We start from the raw sequence: 17,449 nt of genomic DNA, 5'->3' as shown, positions 1-17,449 counted from the left end.
GATCTTGCCCTGCCGGGTGACGATCATGGGGGCGAGGGTGCGGCGCGCGGGCCGACCGCTCTTGCGGAGCGTGACTCTGGCCATCGTGATCGCCGCCATTCGAGGTCGCAAAAGGGACGAGCGAGACTTTTGCCTCGAGACAATGGTCTCGTCAAGCGATATCGCTTGCAAGGCAGCCGGTTCGGCGCTTTCCGCAAACCTCACGGCAACGTCACCGTTGCTTGGGTAACAGAAGAAGTTTAGTCCGGGTCGGCATCGCCGGAAATCGTTGCGCGTCGTGCCGGGCGGTCGTCGGAACCGTGGGGGGCTGTCACCGGTATCAGGGATGCGGGTTGGGTTGCTGGGACGTGTCGATGCAGTCGGCCATGCCGTTGGAGGCCGCGTCGCGGTCGGTCAGCGCATCGAGTCCGAAGGTGGTCTCGCAGAACCTGAGCAGGCTGACGTGGGAGTTGAGCTGCGAGCTGATGTGGCCGGGTTTGGCGTACGGCCCAACCACGAGGCACGGCACGCGTGACCCGTACCGGAACGGTTGCCCGTCGAAGTCGGCGAACTCGTCGTCGGCGCGTTGCGCGTGGCTGTGGTCCCAGCTTTCCACCACGGGCGGGTCGACGTGGTCATACCAGCCGCCCCAGTCGTCCCAGGTGATGAAGATCGCCACGCGGTCCCAGAGGCCTCCCGAGGCGACGGCCGCGATCTGGTCGAGGGTCCAGTTCATGCCGTCGGTGACGTTCTGCGTCGGGTGCTCGGACAGATCGGGCTTTCCGTCGCCGTAAACCCATGACACGGTGGGGAGTTGCCCCGCCCGGGCGTGTTCGGCGAACACGTCCCGGGCGTGGTTGTTGCCACGGGTGTGCAGCCCGTCGATGTAGGCGAAGGCGTATCCGCCGTAGTTTCCCCATGACAGCCCGGCCTTCTCGAGCGCGGTCGGCAACGAGGGCAGCCGGTAGCGGTCGCTCGGGGCGGGCCGGTAGTGGTGGTGAGGATTGTTGATCACCGGGGAGTCGGCGCAAACCAGCATGAGGTGGTTGGGAGTGGACGGGCCGGCCACCTCGGAGAAGTAGTTGTCGCACAACGTGTATCGGCGAGCCAACTCGAAGTAGCCCGGGATGTCGGACTCGGTGTACTGCACCCGATACCGGGTGTCGTCCGATCGCCCCATCCACGCCTGGTGGCGGTGGTCCGGATCGTTGGGCGGCGGGTTCTCCGCGGGGGGCAGCGTCACCCCGTTCGCGCCGGGGAACGTGCCGAAATAATTGTCGAAGGTGTGGTTCTCCTTCACAACGATCACCACGTGTTCGATCGGGCCCACCGCATCCTCCTCGTCGGCGCCGAGTCTCGTCGCCGAAAGGCAACGAGGGGTGAACGCCCGGAGAAGCGAAGCCCCCCGTCGGCCGCAGTGACCGGCGGCCAATGCGAGCGCTGCAGCCTTTGAAACCATGAGGCATGGCCGCACGCCGACGAGCCGATCCGGCACAGACCCGACAGGCCCTGCTGGTCGTCGCGGACTGGCTGCGCGACGAGTCTCTCCCGGCGCCCGACCGCAACGCCCTGGCGACCGCGGTGCGGCTCACGGCGCGCACGCTCGCCGAGGTCGCCCCCGGCGCCAGCGTCGAGGTCCGCGTACCGCCGTTCGTCGCGGTGCAGTGCATCGCCGGGCCCCGGCACACGCGCGGCACGCCGCCAAATGTGGTCGAGACCGATCCGCGCACGTGGCTCCGGCTGGCGACCGGGCTGGTGCCGCTCGACGAGGCGCGGTCCTCCGGCGCCGCGACTCTGTCGGGGTCGCGGGCCGGTGAGATCGGCCACTGGCTGCCCCTGGTCGATGTGCGCTGAATATCACCCTGAACTGCAGCTTTAGGGTGCCGTCACGGAATTTCCGGCGCTCAACACGCGCTGTGGATTGCGTGTCGCGGACATCGGGCCCGTAGACTCCATTACGTCACCAATCGTTCGCCAGGGAGCCGCCGAACCGTGACCGTCGCTGGAGCCGAAGCACCCGAGCAGGACCTGAACTCCCCCCGCGAAGAGTGCGGCGTATTCGGGGTCTGGGCCCCCGGCGAGGAAGTCGCCAAACTCACCTATTACGGCCTGTACGCGCTGCAGCATCGTGGCCAGGAAGCCGCGGGCATCGCCGTCGCCGACGGATCCCAGGTGCTGGTCTTCAAAGACCTCGGCCTGGTCAGCCAGGTTTTCGACGAGCAGACGCTGGCCGCGATGCAGGGCCACGTCGCCATCGGTCACTGCCGCTACTCCACAACGGGCGACACGACGTGGGAAAACGCCCAGCCGGTTTTCCGCAACACCGCCGCCGGCACCGGGGTTGCATTGGGGCACAACGGGAACCTCGTCAACACCGCCGAGCTTGCCGCGCGGGCCCGCGAGGCGGGCTTGATCGGTACCCGATGCCCGGCGCCGGCGACGACGGACTCCGACATGCTGGGCGCCCTGCTGGCCCACGGTGCCGCCGATTCCACCCTGGAACAGGCGGCGCTGGAACTGCTGCCGACCGTGCGCGGTGCCTTCTGCCTGACGTTCATGGACGAAAACACGCTGTACGCCTGCCGCGACCCGTACGGGGTGCGGCCGCTTTCGCTCGGCCGGCTGGACCGGGGCTGGGTGGTCGCGTCCGAGACCGCGGCTCTCGACATCGTCGGCGCCTCGTTCGTGCGCGACATCGAGCCGGGTGAATTGCTGGCGATCGACGCCGACGGCGTGCGCTCTACGCGTTTCGCCAACCCGATGCCCAAGGGCTGTGTCTTCGAATATGTCTACCTGGCGCGGCCGGACAGCACGATCGCGGGCCGCTCCGTGCACGCCACCCGCGTCGAGATCGGACGCCGGCTGGCGCGTGAATGCCCCGTCGACGCCGACCTGGTGATCGGCGTGCCCGAGTCGGGCACCCCCGCCGCGGTCGGATACGCGCAGGAGTCGGGCATCCCCTACGGGCAGGGCCTGATGAAGAACGCGTATGTCGGGCGAACCTTCATTCAGCCGTCGCAGACCATCCGCCAGCTCGGCATCCGCCTCAAGCTCAACCCGCTTCGGGAGGTGATCCGCGGCAAGCGGCTCATCGTCGTCGACGACTCGATCGTGCGCGGCAACACCCAGCGCGCGCTGCTGCGGATGCTGCGCGAGGCCGGTGCCCTCGAGGTGCATGTCCGCATCGCCTCGCCGCCGGTGAAGTGGCCGTGCTTCTACGGCATCGATTTCCCGTCGCCGGCCGAGCTGATCGCGAACGCGGTCGAGGACAAAGGGGAGATGCTGGAGGCGGTACGGCACGCCATCGGGGCCGACACACTCGGCTACGTCTCGCTGCGCGGCATGGTAGCCGCCTCCGAGCAGCCGGCCTCGCGGTTGTGCACCGCCTGCTTCGACGGCAAGTACCCGATCGAATTGCCCGGCGAGACGGCCCTGGGCAAGAACGTCATCGAGCACATGCTCGCCAACGCCGCGCGCGGAGCCGGACTCGACCAGCTGACACCAGACAAATACCAGCCGTACGCTGACGAAGTTCGCTCATAGTTGCTCGAGGTTTGATCCCGGCGCCCAGCGCCGCCCGGTAGCCTTTATCGCGATGACGGATCCCGGAAAGAGCCCCGGCCGCGAGCCGGGCAGCCAGGGCATCACCTACGCGTCGGCTGGAGTGGACATCGAGGCCGGAGAACGAGCCGTCCGTTTGTTCAAGCCGCTGGCGACGAAGGCGAGCAGACCCGAGGTCCGGGGCGGGTTGGGCGGATTCGCCGGCCTGTTTGCGCTGCGCGGCGACTATCGCGAACCGGTGCTGGCCGCGTCCACCGATGGCGTCGGCACCAAGCTGGCCGTCGCCCAGGCTATGGACAAGCACGACACCGTCGGTCTCGATCTGGTGGCGATGGTGGTCGACGACCTCGTGGTCTGTGGCGCCGAGCCACTGTTTCTGCAGGACTACATCGCGGTGGGCCGGACAGTGCCGGAACGCTTGGGCGCGATCGTCAGGGGCATCGCGGAAGGATGTGTGCGCGCCGGCTGCGCGCTGCTCGGCGGCGAAACGGCGGAACACCCCGGCCTGATGGAACCGGACCACTACGACATCTCGGCCACTGGCGTCGGCGTCGTCGAGGCCGACGACGTGCTCGGGCCCGACCGCGTCAGGCCGGGCGATGTCATCATCGCGCTGGGATCCTCCGGCCTGCACTCCAATGGATACTCGTTGGCGCGAACGGTGCTTCTCGAGATCGACCGGATGAACCTCGCCGGCTACGTCGAGGAGTTCGGTCGCACCCTGGGTGAGGAACTGTTGGAGCCGACCCGGATCTACGCCAAGGACTGCCTGGCGCTGACGGCCGAGACCCACGTTCGGACCTTCTGCCACGTCACCGGCGGCGGGCTGGCCGGCAACCTGCAACGCGTGATCCCGCAGGGGCTGGTCGCCGAGGTCGACCGCGGCACCTGGACGCCCGCGCCGGTGTTCGCGATGATTGCCCAGCGCGGGCGGGTGTCGCGCGAGGAGATGGAGAAGACCTTCAACATGGGTGTCGGCATGATCGCCGTCGTCGCTCCAGAAGACACCGATCGCGCCCTGGCCATTCTGACGGCGCGCCACCTGGACTGCTGGATCCTGGGAACCGTGGGCAAGGGGGGGAAGGACAGCCCGCGGGCGAAACTGGTCGGGCAGCACCCGAGGTTCTAAGGAGGCCTCAACGACGGGGGTCAACGCCACATCGGGGCACGGAGCGCCGCTATCGGGGAGGGAGCTCTAGCGTCGCCAGTCGCCGTGGTCGTCCCATGAATCGCCTGGGCCTGAATCGTCCGAGCCGTCCAGCTCGTGGGATCCATCGGCACCGGTGCCTGACAGCTCGCGCTGAAGCCGCTCGAAGTCGGTCTGCGGGGAACTGTATTTGAGTTCTCGTGCAACCTTGGTCTGCTTTGCCTTAGCCCGGCCGCGGCCCATGGGGGAACCCCCTCGCGCAATAACGGAGCGGCCTAACGAGTAGGCGGCTCCGATCTCTTGGTGTCGTTTATTGTCCTGCCGACAGTTTACCGTGCTTCGGTGGTAGGGGAGGCGACTGCCCCTGCCCGCCGCGGCGGACAATATCACCGATTATTTCGCACTTCCCCGCAACCGTTCAACGGCCAACCGTCCCACCCCGACGTGCTCGGCCGACGGCAAGGAATCGGCGTCGATCACCGCGGCGACCGCGCCCTGCGGCCCGGTCCGCAATTCCGTGTCGGCCGTCACCCCTCGCTTGAGCAGCGCGAGCGCCACCGGACCGAGATCCACGTGTTCGACGACGGTTCCGAGGCGGCCCACCGCACGACCGCCGGCGAGCACCGCATCACCGGTCGAGGGCCGCTCCACCGAGCCGTCGAGGTGCAACAACACCAGCATCCGGGGAGGCCTGCCCAGGTTGTGCACCCGCGCGACGGTCTCTTGCCCGCGGTAGCAGCCCTTATCAAGGTGCACCGCTCCGTGGCCGGGACCGCCGATCCAGCCCGCCTCGTGGGGGATCGTGCGCTCATCCGTGTCGACCCCCAGTCGCGGCCGCAGGGCCGCCACGCGGTTCGCCTCGTAGGTCCACACCCCGGCGGGCCGCACGCCGGCCCGCCCCAGGCGCCCCTGCCAGGTGGCCGACTCGTCCCGCGGGACAAGGAGGTCCAGTGCGATCGCGCCGGCGGGGGCGCCGGTCATCCGACGAACAAAACCCCCGCCTGCCAGAACAGCGGTCTGCTCGGCGGGCAATGCGTCCAGGCGAAGAGCGTCGAGCACCGCCCGGTCGCCCAGTCGCGGACCCAGCAATGAAAGCACCGCCATGTCGGCGCGGGCCGGCGTGACCTCGGACCAGAACACCATCTTGCGCAGGTACTCCAGGAAAGGGTCGCCCCGCCAAGGTTCGGTGTCGAGGTACGTGATGCCGCCGAGTTCGGTTTGAATCCAGTGGTCTTCGACCCGGCCCTGACCGTCGAGGCTGAGGTTTTGGGTGCTGGCGCCCTCGGGCAGCTGGCTCACGTGCTGGGTGGAGATGCTGTGCAGCCACGGCTTCCGGTCCTTGCCGGTGAGGGTGAGCACCGCGCGGTGTGAGCGGTCGACCACCACCGCGTCGGTTTCGGCCGCCCGCTGCTCACCCAGCGGGTCGCCGTAGTGCCACACCGCGCCGGCGTCGGGCCCACGATCGGGTGCGGGGACTGCAGTCACACGTCAACTCTACGGACGCGCTCCAACCGCACGCTCGTCGCTAGGCTTGTCGTTCATGGCCGGCGAGATGGGTGTGATCGTCACGCTGGACGGCGAATGGCATCCGCCGGGAACTCCCCTGCTGCACGCCGACGACCTGGCGGCCCTTCGCGGCGACGGCGTCTTCGAGACGCTGCTGGTCCGCGACGGCCGGGCCTGCCTGGTCGAGTCGCATCTGCAGCGGCTCACCCACTCGGCCAAGCTGATGGAGCTACCCGCGCCGGACCTCCCGAGTTGGCGCCACGCGATCGAGGCCGCCACGCGGCAGTGGGCCGCGGGAAACTTCGGGGAAGGCGCGATGCGCCTGATCTACACCCGCGGCCGGGAGAGCGATTCGACCCCGACCGCCTACGTCATGGTCAACCCGATCCCGGAAAGGGTGGCCGCCGTTCGCCGAGACGGGCTGGCGGCGGTGACGCTCAATCGCGGACTGCCCACCACCGGTATCGACGCGCTGCCGTGGCTGCTGGCCGGCGCCAAGACGCTGTCCTACGCGGTCAACATGGCCGCATTGCGTCATGCGGCGAAACTGGGCGCCGGTGACGTCATCTTCGTCAGCTCCGACGGTTACATTCTGGAAGGCCCACGTTCGACGGTCGTGATCGCGGCCGCCTCCGAAACCGGCGAAAATCCGTGCCTGCTCACACCACCGCCGTGGTATCCGATCCTGCGGGGCACCACGCAGCAGGCGCTGTTCGAGGTCGCCCGCTCCAAGGGCTACGACTGCGACTATCGCGCGCTACGTGTTGCAGATTTGCTTGCCGCCCAAGGTATTTGGCTCGTGTCTGGCATGACCGTGGCGGCTCGCGTGCATACCCTCGACGGTCGGCGGCTGCGCCGCCCGTCGATGGCCGCCGAATTCGCCGAACTGGTCGACGCGGCGATCGTCAGCGATCGGTGAGCGCCGAATTCTGTTGTCGGCTCGCGGAATGGCGGGTACGGTCGGCCGTACACAAGGAAGGAGGTGGTCCGCGAATTGTTAGCTTCATGGACATGTGAGGTGGCTACGCGCTAGCTGCACAGGCTCGGAAGAGCCGGCGCACACGCACGCTGGCGAATTCCCCGTAGCCACCCGGCCCCCGAGTTCCGGTCCGTCCAACCAGGAGCTACGCTCGGGGGCCGTTCCATCCCATGACCCGGCACCCGCCGGTGAGCGCCATCACCTCACGTTGGCGGCCATCGCATCGGCGATCTGACCGCCTTGGTCCTGGACACCCACTTCGCAGGCCATGATGTCGAGCACCACGTCCGACACCGCGCTCAGGACGCGCTCGCAGCTCGCCCGGCTGGGATCGCCCGGCGTGCGCGACAGCGTGATCCTCGACGGCGTGTCGGCGACGTTTCCGAAGGTCCAGTTGGCCTTGTTGTTGTACTTCACGGTCAAGCCGTTGCAGGCCTTCCATTTGCCGGCAGAGGCCGTCACGAACTCCTGGGCTTGCGCGGCGGTTGAGAAGCTGACCGCGGCTTGGTAAACCCGGTAGCTATTGTCCTGCGTGTCCAGGCCCTGGCCGAGCACGCCCGTAGGGGTGTAACCCGCATAGGCGGACTCTCGAATCGGATCGAACGCGCCATAGCAGGCCGAATTTGACAGGGGCTCGTCCGGACGCAGCCGCGAGGCCGTCTGGTCGGTGGAGACTTGCATCGGCATTGGTGGGTTCATGATGCCGTTCACCTGCTGCGCACTGATCAGAATCGAATCCAGACGCCCGGGCGCCGCCGCCGGCGCCCCTGGTGCCGCCGGTGTGCCCGGAGCCGCCGGCTGTGGGCCCCCTGGCGCCGCCGGCGCCGCCGGCTGGGCAGTGGCCGGCGACTTCTTCGAGCCCCCCTGAGTGGCCAGCACCACGACGACCACGATCGCGATGACGACGGTGAGGGCGGAGCCGCCGATGACCAGCAACCTCCGGTTGGGTCTGCCGCCGGCGGCGGCACCACCGCCTGCGGCCCCGGACGCGGCCGACCCCGTTTTGCCGGGGGCCTGGGACGCCGCACCGGTTCGTCCCGCCGGGGCGGCGGCCCCGGACGTCGCCGATGCACCCGTCGAGGGATCGGACTCCGCCGACTCGAGCGAAGCCAACGCGTTGTCGATTTCGGTTCGTGTGCGGTATGTGACGTCGTGGCGTAGGCGCATCATGCGCAGCAGTTGGGCGATGTCGCTTCGCGCGCTCGGATCGTCGCCGTCCTCCTCGAGTCCGGATCGGAGCTCGACCAACAGCTGAAGCTGCTGCTGCGGGCTGAGTTCCTTCTCCGCCAGAACGTTGCCCATCCGCGTGATGTAGCCGAACGGAACCGGCGGCTCCTCCGGCAGCGGGTCCGGCAACGGCTGTGGCTTGGCCTGTAACGCGTGAACCGCGGTGACCAACTGAATGCCGGCCTCGACGCTCGGGTCCCGGTAGTCGATGATCTGCAGTGTGGCAACGGGATTCACGCGCATGCTGTCGACGGCGCCGATCCGAACGGGGAGTATCGGCCGGCCCAGAGCCTGCGCATAACGAAGCTCGGCCTGACTGGGCTTGGACCGCAGCCAGTTGTTCGACAGCGCGATGATGAACACGTCGCAGGAGCGGATCTGCTCGCATATCTTGGCCCACCAGGCGTCGCCGCCGCCGAGCTCCTGGTCGAACCAGACCTGCTGCTGGCCGCGCCGCAGGGCGGCCAGCAAGGCGTCGAGCGCTGACCTGTCCTGGCTCGAGTAGCTGACGAACACCGCCATCGCAGTTCTCCCTACCGTGAGGCCGAGCGAGATCGGAGCGAAAGCCAGCATGCGACCGGCCCTTTACGCCCCGACGCCCGACTGTGCGCCGATACCGTATCAGTGTTCGCCCGCCTCATGGTGGGCAATCCATCGGTGCAGTTTGGATCCCGAGATCACGCAGCCCCGGATCGCCTATTCGCCGCCGTCGGTGCGGATGTCGGCCGCTTCCGAACGACGAACTTGGGCATAACGACGGGCAAACTCCTCACCGGGAACGGGCCATTGCTCGCCGTTCTTTCCCCGCACCACCCAATCGCCGCCGGACGCCGTGGTGGGTCCCTCGAGGGTATCGACGGTCTCGCCGGGGTGCGCCGGGCGCGCTTGAACGAGTCCCTTTCTGCGCCAGAGGCCGTCCCCGGCCGGCTCGTAGGTGTCCCGGAAGATGTCTTCGCGTACCGACCAGAGCTTTCCGTCTTCTCGTACGGCCCAGTCTCCGGCGGCGGCATGCATGGTCTGTCCGGAGTCAGACTCCCAAGTCCATGGCGCGCTTCGTTGTTCGGCGCTGACGGTTCCTACTCGGGTGAAGGTCCGCCATAACGGACGGGACCGATAGCCGAGCTGGCGAAGGCTCCACAGCGTCGCCGCCAGACTGCGCACCGCGGCGCCGAGCAGTTCCGGATCGCTTTCGACTGCCGACCAGTCGACCAACTTGTCGTGGATCTTGCGAGCGTCGTCGCGGTTTGCACCGTACTTCCAGCCGTTACGGCGGTAATAGCGACACCAGTCCTCGTGTTCAGCCCGTGCCATGCCCATCGCCGAGTGGTGGTCGAAACCCATGAGCGTGAGCTGTTGCAGGGGCGGCGCATCGGCCATGTCGCGCCCGGAAAGCTGGGCCGGCGGACTGCCCCAGGTGTTCCAGGTGTGTCCCGCGATCTGTTCGACCATCCAGAGCGCATTGCGCACCTGACGGCGGTTCGACCCGCGATAGAACTCGCTGAGCTCCGCCCAGGGAACCGCGGCCGGTGATCGCGGCGCCAGCGGGTCGATGGTCGCGACATAGCGCTCGTGGATCAGCCTGGCCGCGCGTTCCCACGCATCCTGTATCTGGCCCTCGCGTGTGTCCAGCGAGAGGGAGTAGGACTGCAGCATGCCGACGACCTGGATCGCATCATCAGCGATGCTGGTGTTGAGATCCGATGCGTAGATGGGCATCTCCGGGAAGCGGGCAGCCAGCCTGGTTGCGGTCGCGGCATGCGTCTGGACCAAGATCACCGCGCATTCCCCCGGGTCGGCGTCACCCAGCAAACGCAGCAACGTGGGTATCGTCGGCGCCTCGGCTACGGCGTCAATCACCGGTCCGTTGGACGCGAAACCTGCTTGCCGACGGTAGAATTCATGATCCTTGAGGTAGTCGTCGGCGTCGCGTTCCACCAGCGTGAGCGCTGGCAGCGGTGCCGCGCCGGGTGGCGAGTAGAAGTCGCGTTCGAGGGCGCGTCGCGTCAAGCCGGCGCACAGCGCCAAGGTCAGTTGCGAAGTGCCGCAGACAAATACACGCCGTGTGCTTCCGGCCGCAATGATCCCGTCGAGCAGCCTGTTGGCGGTCACCTCGTATTTGCCGACCACATCGGCCGCCCACCGGGTGTCCGATCCGCCGAACTGCTGGGCCCGCCAAGCCTCCGCAAGCCACGGGTCGTCGATCCGGACGATGAGGGGCAATCGGTTCTTGTGGTTCACCTCGGAGAGTCGGCGACTGATCAGGTCCAGCCACAACAGGTTGATCGCCGGGTCGGGCGACATCAGATACAACCTGCCCAGGCGGCGCCATAGCCGTAGCGACACCAAGGTCGACGGGTTGTTGAAATCTACGAGAACCACCCGCGCGCCCTGCCTGCGGGCCCGCTGTACGCGGTCATCCCCGGCATTCGTGATGAGGACCACTGTGCCGCGTCGGTCCGACGTGCTTGTGACGCCACTGACCACTGCCTGGCTGTCGTCGTCGGTACCCACGATGGCGGTGACGGAGTCCGCGAGGTTGGCACGCAACCGGTCCACCTGCGAGCGAAAGACTCCGACCACGACGCCGCCCAGTCCGGTGAAGATCGCGGCCAGGGCGGTGACCCGCGCCATCTCCAGGGCGACGGGGGTCGGGGTGGGGCAGACCCGCCCCCCGAGGGAGAAGTCACTGGTGCTTCCCTTGACCAATGAGGCGGTCGCCATCAGCGGGGTGAATATCGCCGGATGGTCGACGTCGTGGCAATACCAGTAGGAGCTGAGCCCCAACGCGGCGGTCACGCTGATCAGGGCCGCGATAACGGTGAACGAGATGCCCACCCTGCGGCCCGCACCGGCCGACCTGAAGGACAGCAGGCAAAAAGTCAGAACCGCCAACGTCACCGCAAGGGTCGGCCCCGATCCCGGCTGACCGAACCACCTCAACCACGCCGGTAAGGCGTTCGAGGTGGAGGGCCGCAACGCCAGCAGGCACAGGCAGCACAGCACAAGGAGTCCCACCACCGATGCGACCCAGCGGGCGGGACGGGAGGTCGCCACACTACGACGCATCGGTTGACCTCCTGACGTGGTGGGTGCCGCACCGCACATGATGACACCGAGCGCGGCTATTGATGCGTTGATTGCGGTGCGGGAACAGGACCCTCAACCGGCGAACCGCGACAGCCGCGCCGACAGATGCGGAACCAGGCCGCCGTCGGCGTCCACCCGCTCCTCGACATAGGCCAGGTCGCCGCCTTCCACGATGCCGTAGAGTCGCTTGGCCCCACCGACCAGCAAGCCCGACCGACTGCGGGCCAGCGCATCGGTCACCAGCTCCCACGACGATTGGGTGCGCGGCCGTCCGTAGAACAACTCGATATAGCCGGCCGAATGGGCCAGCAACAACTCGATCGCCTGGGACTCCGTCGGATCGTCGGGATCCCTGACGAAACGCCAGAACCCGGTCTCGCGTAAGCCGGGCTCCTGGTATTCGCCGGTCTCGTCAAGCCGCCAGGACCGGGCCTCCCAATTCAGATAATCGCCGCCGTCGTGCGAGACCACGATCTGCTGGCCGAACCGGTAATCCCCGTCGGGCCCGCGGCCCTCGCCCTCCCCGCGCCACACGCCGACCAGCGGCAGCAGCGCCAGCAGAGCGTCATTGAGGTTGGCGCCTTCGCGCAGGTTCGCGGTGTCGGCGGGAAGCGGCAGATCGTCGAAGGCGGGGATGTTGCGCGCGGCGGTCACCTTCGCGCGTTCGGCGGCGGCTGCCACGGCACGGTCGCCCGAGCCGGCCGGCCCGTCATCGTCGCCGGGGCGGGTCACGACTCGTCAGTGATCAGCCGGTAGAGCGTGTACAGCGCGAACCATGAGATGACTACCACCGCTACGACCAGCAGGATCTCGAAGAAGAGCACCACGGCACGAGTCTATTCGTCCGGCGGGCTCCCGGGCACATCGCGGTCAGTGCCCGGCCTGCTCAGGCGATTTTGACGTCCACCTCGTGGATGCCGGCGCCGGACGGCGTCACGACGGCGTCGCCGTTTCCGACCGGGGACAGGGCGCGCAGCGTCCACGATCCCGGGGCTGCGAAGAACCGGAAGTCACCCGTGGCCGACGCGACCACCTCGGCCGTGAACTCGTCCGAGGCGTCCAGCAGGCGGACAAACGCGCCGCCGACGGTCTGCCCGTCGCGGTCCACGACGCGGCCGGTGATCACCGTTTCCTTCTCCAGATCGACGCTGGCGGGCAACGTCAGTCCTTGCTTCGGTCCAGAGCACATATCAGCTTCCCAACTCGATCGGGGCGCCCACGAGGAAGCCGTATTCCGTCCAACTGCCGTCGTAGTTCTTGACGTTTTTTTGCCCGAGTAATTCCCGTAGGACGAACCAGGTGTGCGACGAACGCTCTCCGATCCGGCAATACGCGATGGTTTCCTTCGTCCCGTCCAGTCCGGCGTCGGCGTAGAGCCTGGCCAGCTCCTCGTCGGATTTGAAGGTGCCGTCCTCGTTGGCGGCTTTGCTCCAGGGCACATTGATGGCGCCGGGGATGTGCCCCGGCCGCTGGCTCTGCTCCTGCGGCAGGTGCGCCGGCGCGAGGATCTTGCCGGAGAACTCGTCGGGTGAGCGCACGTCGACGAGGTTCTTGACGTTGATGGCCGCGATGACCTCGTCCCGGAAGGCGCGGATGCTGTTGTCCGGCGGGGCTGCGGTGTAGGAGGTGGGCGGCCTGTTGACGGTGTCGGTGGACAGCGGGCGCCCGTCGAGCTGCCACTTCTTGCGGCCGCCGTCGAGCAGCTTGACCTTGTCGTGGCCGTACAGCTTGAAATACCAGTAGGCGTACGCGGCGAACCAGTTGTTGTTGCCGCCGTAGAGGATCACGGTGTCGTCGTTGGAGATGCCCCGGTCGGACAGGAGCTTGGAGAATTGCTGGGCGTCGACGAAGTCGCGCCTGACGGGGTCCTGCAGATCGGTGCGCCAGTCAAGTTTGACCGCGCCGGCGATGTGGCCGGTGTCGTAGGCGCTGGTGTCCTCGTCCACTTCGACGAAGACGACGTTCGGTGCGTCGAGATTGCTCTCAGCCCAGTCAGCGGAGACCAGGACGTCGGAGCGTGCCATGTGGGGAATCCTTTCGGTTGCTGCTCGAACAGGTTTACGCGGGATCGGCGGCCCGTCGCAGGCGCGCGACCAGCGGGTAGAGCTGACAGCCCAGGCAGATGCCGAAGGCCGCATTCAAGAAGGCGGCCACCAGCGCGGCCGCGGTCGCCACGACCCCGAGAAGTACAGCGCCCGACGCGAATGCGGCGGCGCCGGCGACCGCGAAAATCAGACCGACGAGCTGGGCGAACTTCAGTGGCGCGTCCGGTTCGCGCTCCTTGACCGGTCCCAACCGCGGTGCCACGACGCTGGCGAACACCCGGCCGTAGGGGTGCCGCCGGGGACCGCCGACGGCGCCGATCGCGAAGATCACCCCCTGTACACCGAGCACAAGGGCGGCGGCTGGCGGGCTGACTGCCGAAACGAGGAGCGCGAGCACCAGGACCACGGTGGTGACCCAGGCGGCGAACCGTGGTCCCCGGACGTCGACGCGGTCCGGCGGCGCTGTGGTGTTGCTGCTCGGCACGGTACTGCTCCTAAAAAACTCTTGTTGCGCTGAAAAGGTTAAGGCATGCCTTTGGAGGCTTGAGTAGGCCTCGAAGCCGCTCCAAGCGCGCGCCGGGCGCGGCTGGTCAACAGCTACAGCGACAACAACAACCCGCAGTGCAGCACAGCTCGACTGCGCGGCGCTTGGTGAGCACGGGCTCAAGGCGGGCTGACACGCCGGCAAGCTTACCCAATGACACGGGGCTCAAGCCAACAACGGCTCCAGCGCGGACCGCAGGGCCGTGGCCTTGGGCACCCCGGACACGCGGTATCGCTGGCGGCCGTCGGCATCGAAGATCAACGTGGTGGGAAGCGACATCACCGAAAATCGCCGGGCGGTCGCCGGGTGGGCGTCCAGATCGACTTCGACGTGGGCTACGTCCCCCAGGTCGCCGAGGTCCTCGCACACCTGGACGACCACCCGGCGAACGCGGTCGCAGGGCCCGCACCACGGGGCGCTGAAGTGGACGACGGTCGGCCCGGTCCGGGAAAGGCCCAGATCCGCGGCGGCTGCCTCAACGCCCCCAGCGGACTCCGCGGAGATCTCGCGGACATTTCCCGACCGCCGGGTCAGCAACCACCCGGCCAGGCACGCCACCGCGAGCGCGCCCACCGTCGCGGCGATGACCGTGGTCATGCGCGCCGCTCTTCCCGCGACGCGAGTGGGGTCCCAAGATGGCTTCGCTGTGCACCTCCGGCGCGCGTCATGACTGTTTGAACTCCTCGAGCGTGAGGGTTAATCCATAGGCGATGCCCTCGATGATCACGTCGGAGCCGCGCGCACCGACATTCTGGGGGGCCACCGCGAAGGGCAGCTTTTGGTTCGGCAGCCTCCCGCTGAAGGCATGCAGCACGGCGTCGCGCTTGTCCGCGGGAACGGGTTGGTTGGCGGTGTCGGGCCCGGTGAGGACGCCGGTGGGGGTGAAAACCAGCGTCGCCTGGTCATCGGGTGCGATGGAGAGATCCACCGAGACGCTGACCCGGCGGTCGAAGTGGGCCGATTTCGGCGTGCCGCTGAACACCAGCCCGTGGCTGCCGGAGATGCCCGACGCGGTGACACCGCCGGTAGCGGTGTTGGTTTCGTTGGGCGGAGCCTCGACCATCAGGTCCGTCATGCCCAAGTAGCGGCCGAGGTGGGTCGAGTCGATGATGATACGGCTCTCCAGCTTGCCCACGGGCAGCTTCGCATCGGGCCGGATCAGCCAGGACGCATAGGTCAGGTCTATTGAGTACATCGTCGCCTCGAGGGTGGCCTTGTCGACCATCTGGTGGTCAACGGCGTTGGCCTTGATCTCCACCTGGCTGTAATGCCTGCGCAACGCCTGCGGGATGAACGGGAAAGCCAGGATCGCGACGAACGGGTCGGAACTCAGATGCGCCGTTTTGCGCACGGTGCACGACAGCCGGTATTCGGCGTAGATGCTGGTTCCGTAGTCGACGCCGACGGCTGCGATGGCGACGGCGGCCACGGCCGAAGCCGCCGCCAGCACCCCGACCAGCACCTTGCGCATCCGCACATTGTGGCTCACGGGCGGCCGGTTCTTTGTCTTCAGTTCTGCCGCACCGTCGGGTGGCGGGGCTCACAGTGACTCACACGTTGCTCCATAAAACCAGGTGTCAAGTTATCGTTGGATGACCTGGTAACTAACGGTCGTGGCGTTTTGAAATTTGGGAGATGCCTTTCCCACGGGCAGGAGGGGCTTGTTGGAGCTATTACTGCTTACCTCGGAACTGCATCCCGACCCGGTTTTGCCGTCGTTGTCGCTGTTGTCCCACACCGTCCGGACCGCCCCGCCGGAGCCGTCGTCATTGCTCGAGGCCGGGACGGCGGACGCCGTGCTGGTCGACGCGCGCACCGAGCTCTCGTCCGCCCGGGGGCTTTGCCGGCTGTTGAGCACGGCGGGCCGGTCGGTCCCCGTGTTGGCCGTGGTCAGCGAAGGCGGCCTGGTGGCCGTCAACGCCGACTGGGGACTTGACGAGATTCTGCTGCCGAGCACCGGACCCGCAGAGATCGACGCCAGGCTCCGGCTGGTGGTCGGGCGCCGCGGGGGGCTCGCCGACCAGGAAAGCGCGGGCAAAGTGAGCCTCGGCGAGTTGGTGATCGACGAGGCCACCTATACGGCGAGACTTCGCGGCCGACCGCTTGACCTCACCTACAAAGAATTCGAATTGTTGAAATACCTGGCCCAGCACGCCGGCCGGGTCTTCACCCGTGCGCAGCTGCTGCACGAGGTGTGGGGGTATGACTTCTTCGGCGGCACCCGCACCGTCGACGTCCACGTACGACGACTGCGGGCCAAATTAGGCCCCGAATACGAGGCTTTGATCGGCACGGTGCGCAACGTGGGTTACAAGGCCGTCCGGCCGGCGCGTGGCCGGGCGCCGGTTGCGGAGCCCGACGAGGTCGACGACACCGCATCCGAGGACCTGCCCGAGCCGTTGGGCGATCCGCTCCGCAGTCAGTGACGTGCTCGGATCTGAGCCGGAGTGGCGTTCCGCGCTGACCGCCCATGAACAGCGGGCGGTGCGCGAACTCGTCTCGGCCGCAACCGAATTCGACGGGGTAGCGCCGGTCGGGGAACAGGTGCTGCGTGAGCTCGGGCACGACCGCACCGGGCACCTGGTGGTCAGCGGCGCACGCTCGGGCTCCCCGACGGACACCGCGATCGTCGGCTATCTCAACCTGAGCCCTCAGCGCGACGGGGGTGCCGGGATGGCGGAACTGGTGGTGCATCCGCAGGCCCGCCGGCGCGGCATCGGCGCTGCCATGGGACGCGCGGCGATGGCAAGGACCGCCGCGCGCAACCGATTCTGGGCGCACGGCACGCTGGCGCCGGCGCGGGCGACCGCTTCGGCGCTGGGTCTAGTCCCGGTGCGCGAACTCGTTCAGATGCGACGTACGTTGCGCGACGTTGCCGGCGCGGTGCCCGCCGTGCCCGCGGTGGCGATCCGCACTTATCGGGGCGCGGCCGACGACGCCGAGCTGCTGCGGGTCAACAACACCGCGTTCGCCAACCATCCCGAGCAGGGCGGGTGGACGGAAGCCGACCTGGCGGAGCGGCGCGGGGAACCGTGGTTCGACCCGGACGGCTTGTTCTTGGCGTTCGGCACCCCCGGCAGCGATGATGCGGGCAGGCTTCTGGGCTTTCACTGGACCAAGGTGCACGCCGAACAACCGGGCCTGGGCGAGGTCTACGTCGTCGGTGTGGACCCGTCCGCGCAGGGCCGTGGGCTCGGGCAGGCGTTGACGGCCATCGGCGTCGAGTCGCTTGCCAGGCGGCTGGGCGGTTCGCCCAATCCCACGGTGATGCTCTACGTGGAGTCGGACAACGTTGCCGCGTTGCGCACCTACGAGCGTCTGGGCTTTACCACCTACAGCGTCGACACGGCCTACGCCACCGCGACCGGCTGATC

At 67.8% G+C, this 17,449-nt stretch carries 17 protein-coding genes; 6 read left to right on the top strand and 11 right to left on the bottom strand.

All coding sequences use genetic code 11. From position 1 onward, the window contains the following. Positions 1-319 precede the first annotated feature (319 nt). Entirely contained in the window at positions 320-1,309 is a 990-nt protein-coding gene (locus JO059_RS21570) for an alkaline phosphatase family protein (protein ID WP_293322548.1), read from the bottom strand. A gap of 134 nt (positions 1,310-1,443) precedes the next feature. On the opposite strand from JO059_RS21570, the gene JO059_RS21565 reads away from it, so the two are divergent. The 3 genes from JO059_RS21565 to purM all read left to right on the top strand — a co-directional run bounded on the left by JO059_RS21565 (position 1,444) and on the right by purM (position 4,669). Beyond that, a complete protein-coding gene (locus JO059_RS21565; protein ID WP_293322546.1) occupies positions 1,444-1,833 on the top strand; it encodes a sterol carrier family protein in 390 nt (129 codons plus the stop codon). 138 nt (positions 1,834-1,971) lie between these two features. Then, on the top strand, positions 1,972-3,522 hold the full coding sequence (gene purF, locus JO059_RS21560) for an amidophosphoribosyltransferase (protein WP_293322543.1): 1,551 nt from the start codon (positions 1,972-1,974) through the stop codon (positions 3,520-3,522). A gap of 52 nt (positions 3,523-3,574) precedes the next feature. After that, on the top strand, positions 3,575-4,669 hold the full coding sequence (purM, locus tag JO059_RS21555; protein WP_293322540.1) for a phosphoribosylformylglycinamidine cyclo-ligase: 1,095 nt from the start codon (positions 3,575-3,577) through the stop codon (positions 4,667-4,669). Between the two features lie 66 nt (positions 4,670-4,735). Here the strand turns inward: purM and JO059_RS21550 are convergent, their stop codons facing one another. Together JO059_RS21550 and JO059_RS21545 are read right to left on the bottom strand one after the other, a co-directional pair. After that, on the bottom strand, positions 4,736-4,930 hold the full coding sequence (locus tag JO059_RS21550) for a DUF3073 domain-containing protein (RefSeq protein ID WP_293322538.1): 195 nt from the start codon (positions 4,928-4,930) through the stop codon (positions 4,736-4,738). 150 nt (positions 4,931-5,080) lie between these two features. Continuing rightward, positions 5,081-6,172 (bottom strand): folate-binding protein YgfZ, encoded by a 1,092-nt coding sequence (locus tag JO059_RS21545; RefSeq protein ID WP_293322536.1) that lies wholly within the window; start codon positions 6,170-6,172, stop codon positions 5,081-5,083. 73 nt (positions 6,173-6,245) lie between these two features. Here JO059_RS21545 and JO059_RS21540 point away from each other — a divergent pair, with 73 nt between their 5' ends. Continuing rightward, positions 6,246-7,112, top strand: coding sequence for an aminodeoxychorismate lyase (locus tag JO059_RS21540; protein WP_293322557.1), 867 nt, complete (start codon positions 6,246-6,248; stop codon positions 7,110-7,112). 258 nt (positions 7,113-7,370) lie between these two features. Here the strand turns inward: JO059_RS21540 and JO059_RS21535 are convergent, their stop codons facing one another. From JO059_RS21535 to lmeA, 8 genes are all read right to left on the bottom strand, one after another. After that, positions 7,371-8,921, bottom strand: coding sequence for a sensor domain-containing protein (locus JO059_RS21535; RefSeq protein WP_293322534.1), 1,551 nt, complete (start codon positions 8,919-8,921; stop codon positions 7,371-7,373). A gap of 174 nt (positions 8,922-9,095) precedes the next feature. Further along, positions 9,096-11,465: a RyR domain-containing protein gene (locus JO059_RS21530; RefSeq protein ID WP_293322532.1), complete on the bottom strand. Its 2,370-nt coding sequence runs from the start codon at positions 11,463-11,465 to the stop codon at positions 9,096-9,098. A gap of 93 nt (positions 11,466-11,558) precedes the next feature. Next, the gene (locus JO059_RS21525; protein WP_293322530.1) at positions 11,559-12,218 is read right to left on the bottom strand and encodes an FABP family protein; all 660 of its coding nucleotides are present in this window, start codon (positions 12,216-12,218) and stop codon (positions 11,559-11,561) included. Positions 12,219-12,372: 154 nt separating this feature from the next. Continuing rightward, positions 12,373-12,675: a DUF1416 domain-containing protein gene (locus tag JO059_RS21520; protein WP_293322528.1), complete on the bottom strand. Its 303-nt coding sequence runs from the start codon at positions 12,673-12,675 to the stop codon at positions 12,373-12,375. 1 nt (position 12,676) lies between these two features. Next, positions 12,677-13,510 (bottom strand): sulfurtransferase, encoded by an 834-nt coding sequence (locus tag JO059_RS21515; RefSeq protein ID WP_293322526.1) that lies wholly within the window; start codon positions 13,508-13,510, stop codon positions 12,677-12,679. A gap of 34 nt (positions 13,511-13,544) precedes the next feature. Further along, complete coding sequence (locus tag JO059_RS21510) at positions 13,545-14,015, bottom strand: DUF4395 domain-containing protein (RefSeq protein WP_293322523.1); 471 nt, start codon at positions 14,013-14,015, stop codon at positions 13,545-13,547. A 225-nt stretch (positions 14,016-14,240) separates the two neighbouring features. Next, the gene (locus JO059_RS21505; RefSeq protein WP_293322521.1) at positions 14,241-14,672 is read right to left on the bottom strand and encodes a thioredoxin family protein; all 432 of its coding nucleotides are present in this window, start codon (positions 14,670-14,672) and stop codon (positions 14,241-14,243) included. Between the two features lie 67 nt (positions 14,673-14,739). Further along, a complete protein-coding gene (gene lmeA / locus JO059_RS21500) occupies positions 14,740-15,552 on the bottom strand; it encodes a mannan chain length control protein LmeA (RefSeq protein WP_293322556.1) in 813 nt (270 codons plus the stop codon). Between the two features lie 184 nt (positions 15,553-15,736). Between lmeA and JO059_RS21495 the strand changes: the two genes are divergently transcribed. After that, on the top strand, positions 15,737-16,501 hold the full coding sequence (locus tag JO059_RS21495) for a response regulator transcription factor (protein WP_293322518.1): 765 nt from the start codon (positions 15,737-15,739) through the stop codon (positions 16,499-16,501). A 1-nt stretch (position 16,502) separates the two neighbouring features. Continuing rightward, positions 16,503-17,447 carry a mycothiol synthase gene (gene mshD / locus JO059_RS21490; protein ID WP_293322516.1) on the top strand — a complete coding sequence of 315 codons (945 nt, stop codon included), beginning with the start codon at positions 16,503-16,505 and terminating at the stop codon, positions 17,445-17,447. Positions 17,448-17,449 lie beyond the last annotated feature (2 nt).

This window comes from Mycobacterium sp. (genome assembly GCF_019247615.1).
Classification (GTDB): Bacteria; Actinomycetota; Actinomycetes; order Mycobacteriales; family Mycobacteriaceae; genus Mycobacterium.
The sequence above is the reverse complement of the archived record's forward strand: the minus strand, read 5'-3'. Positions and strand labels throughout refer to the sequence as shown.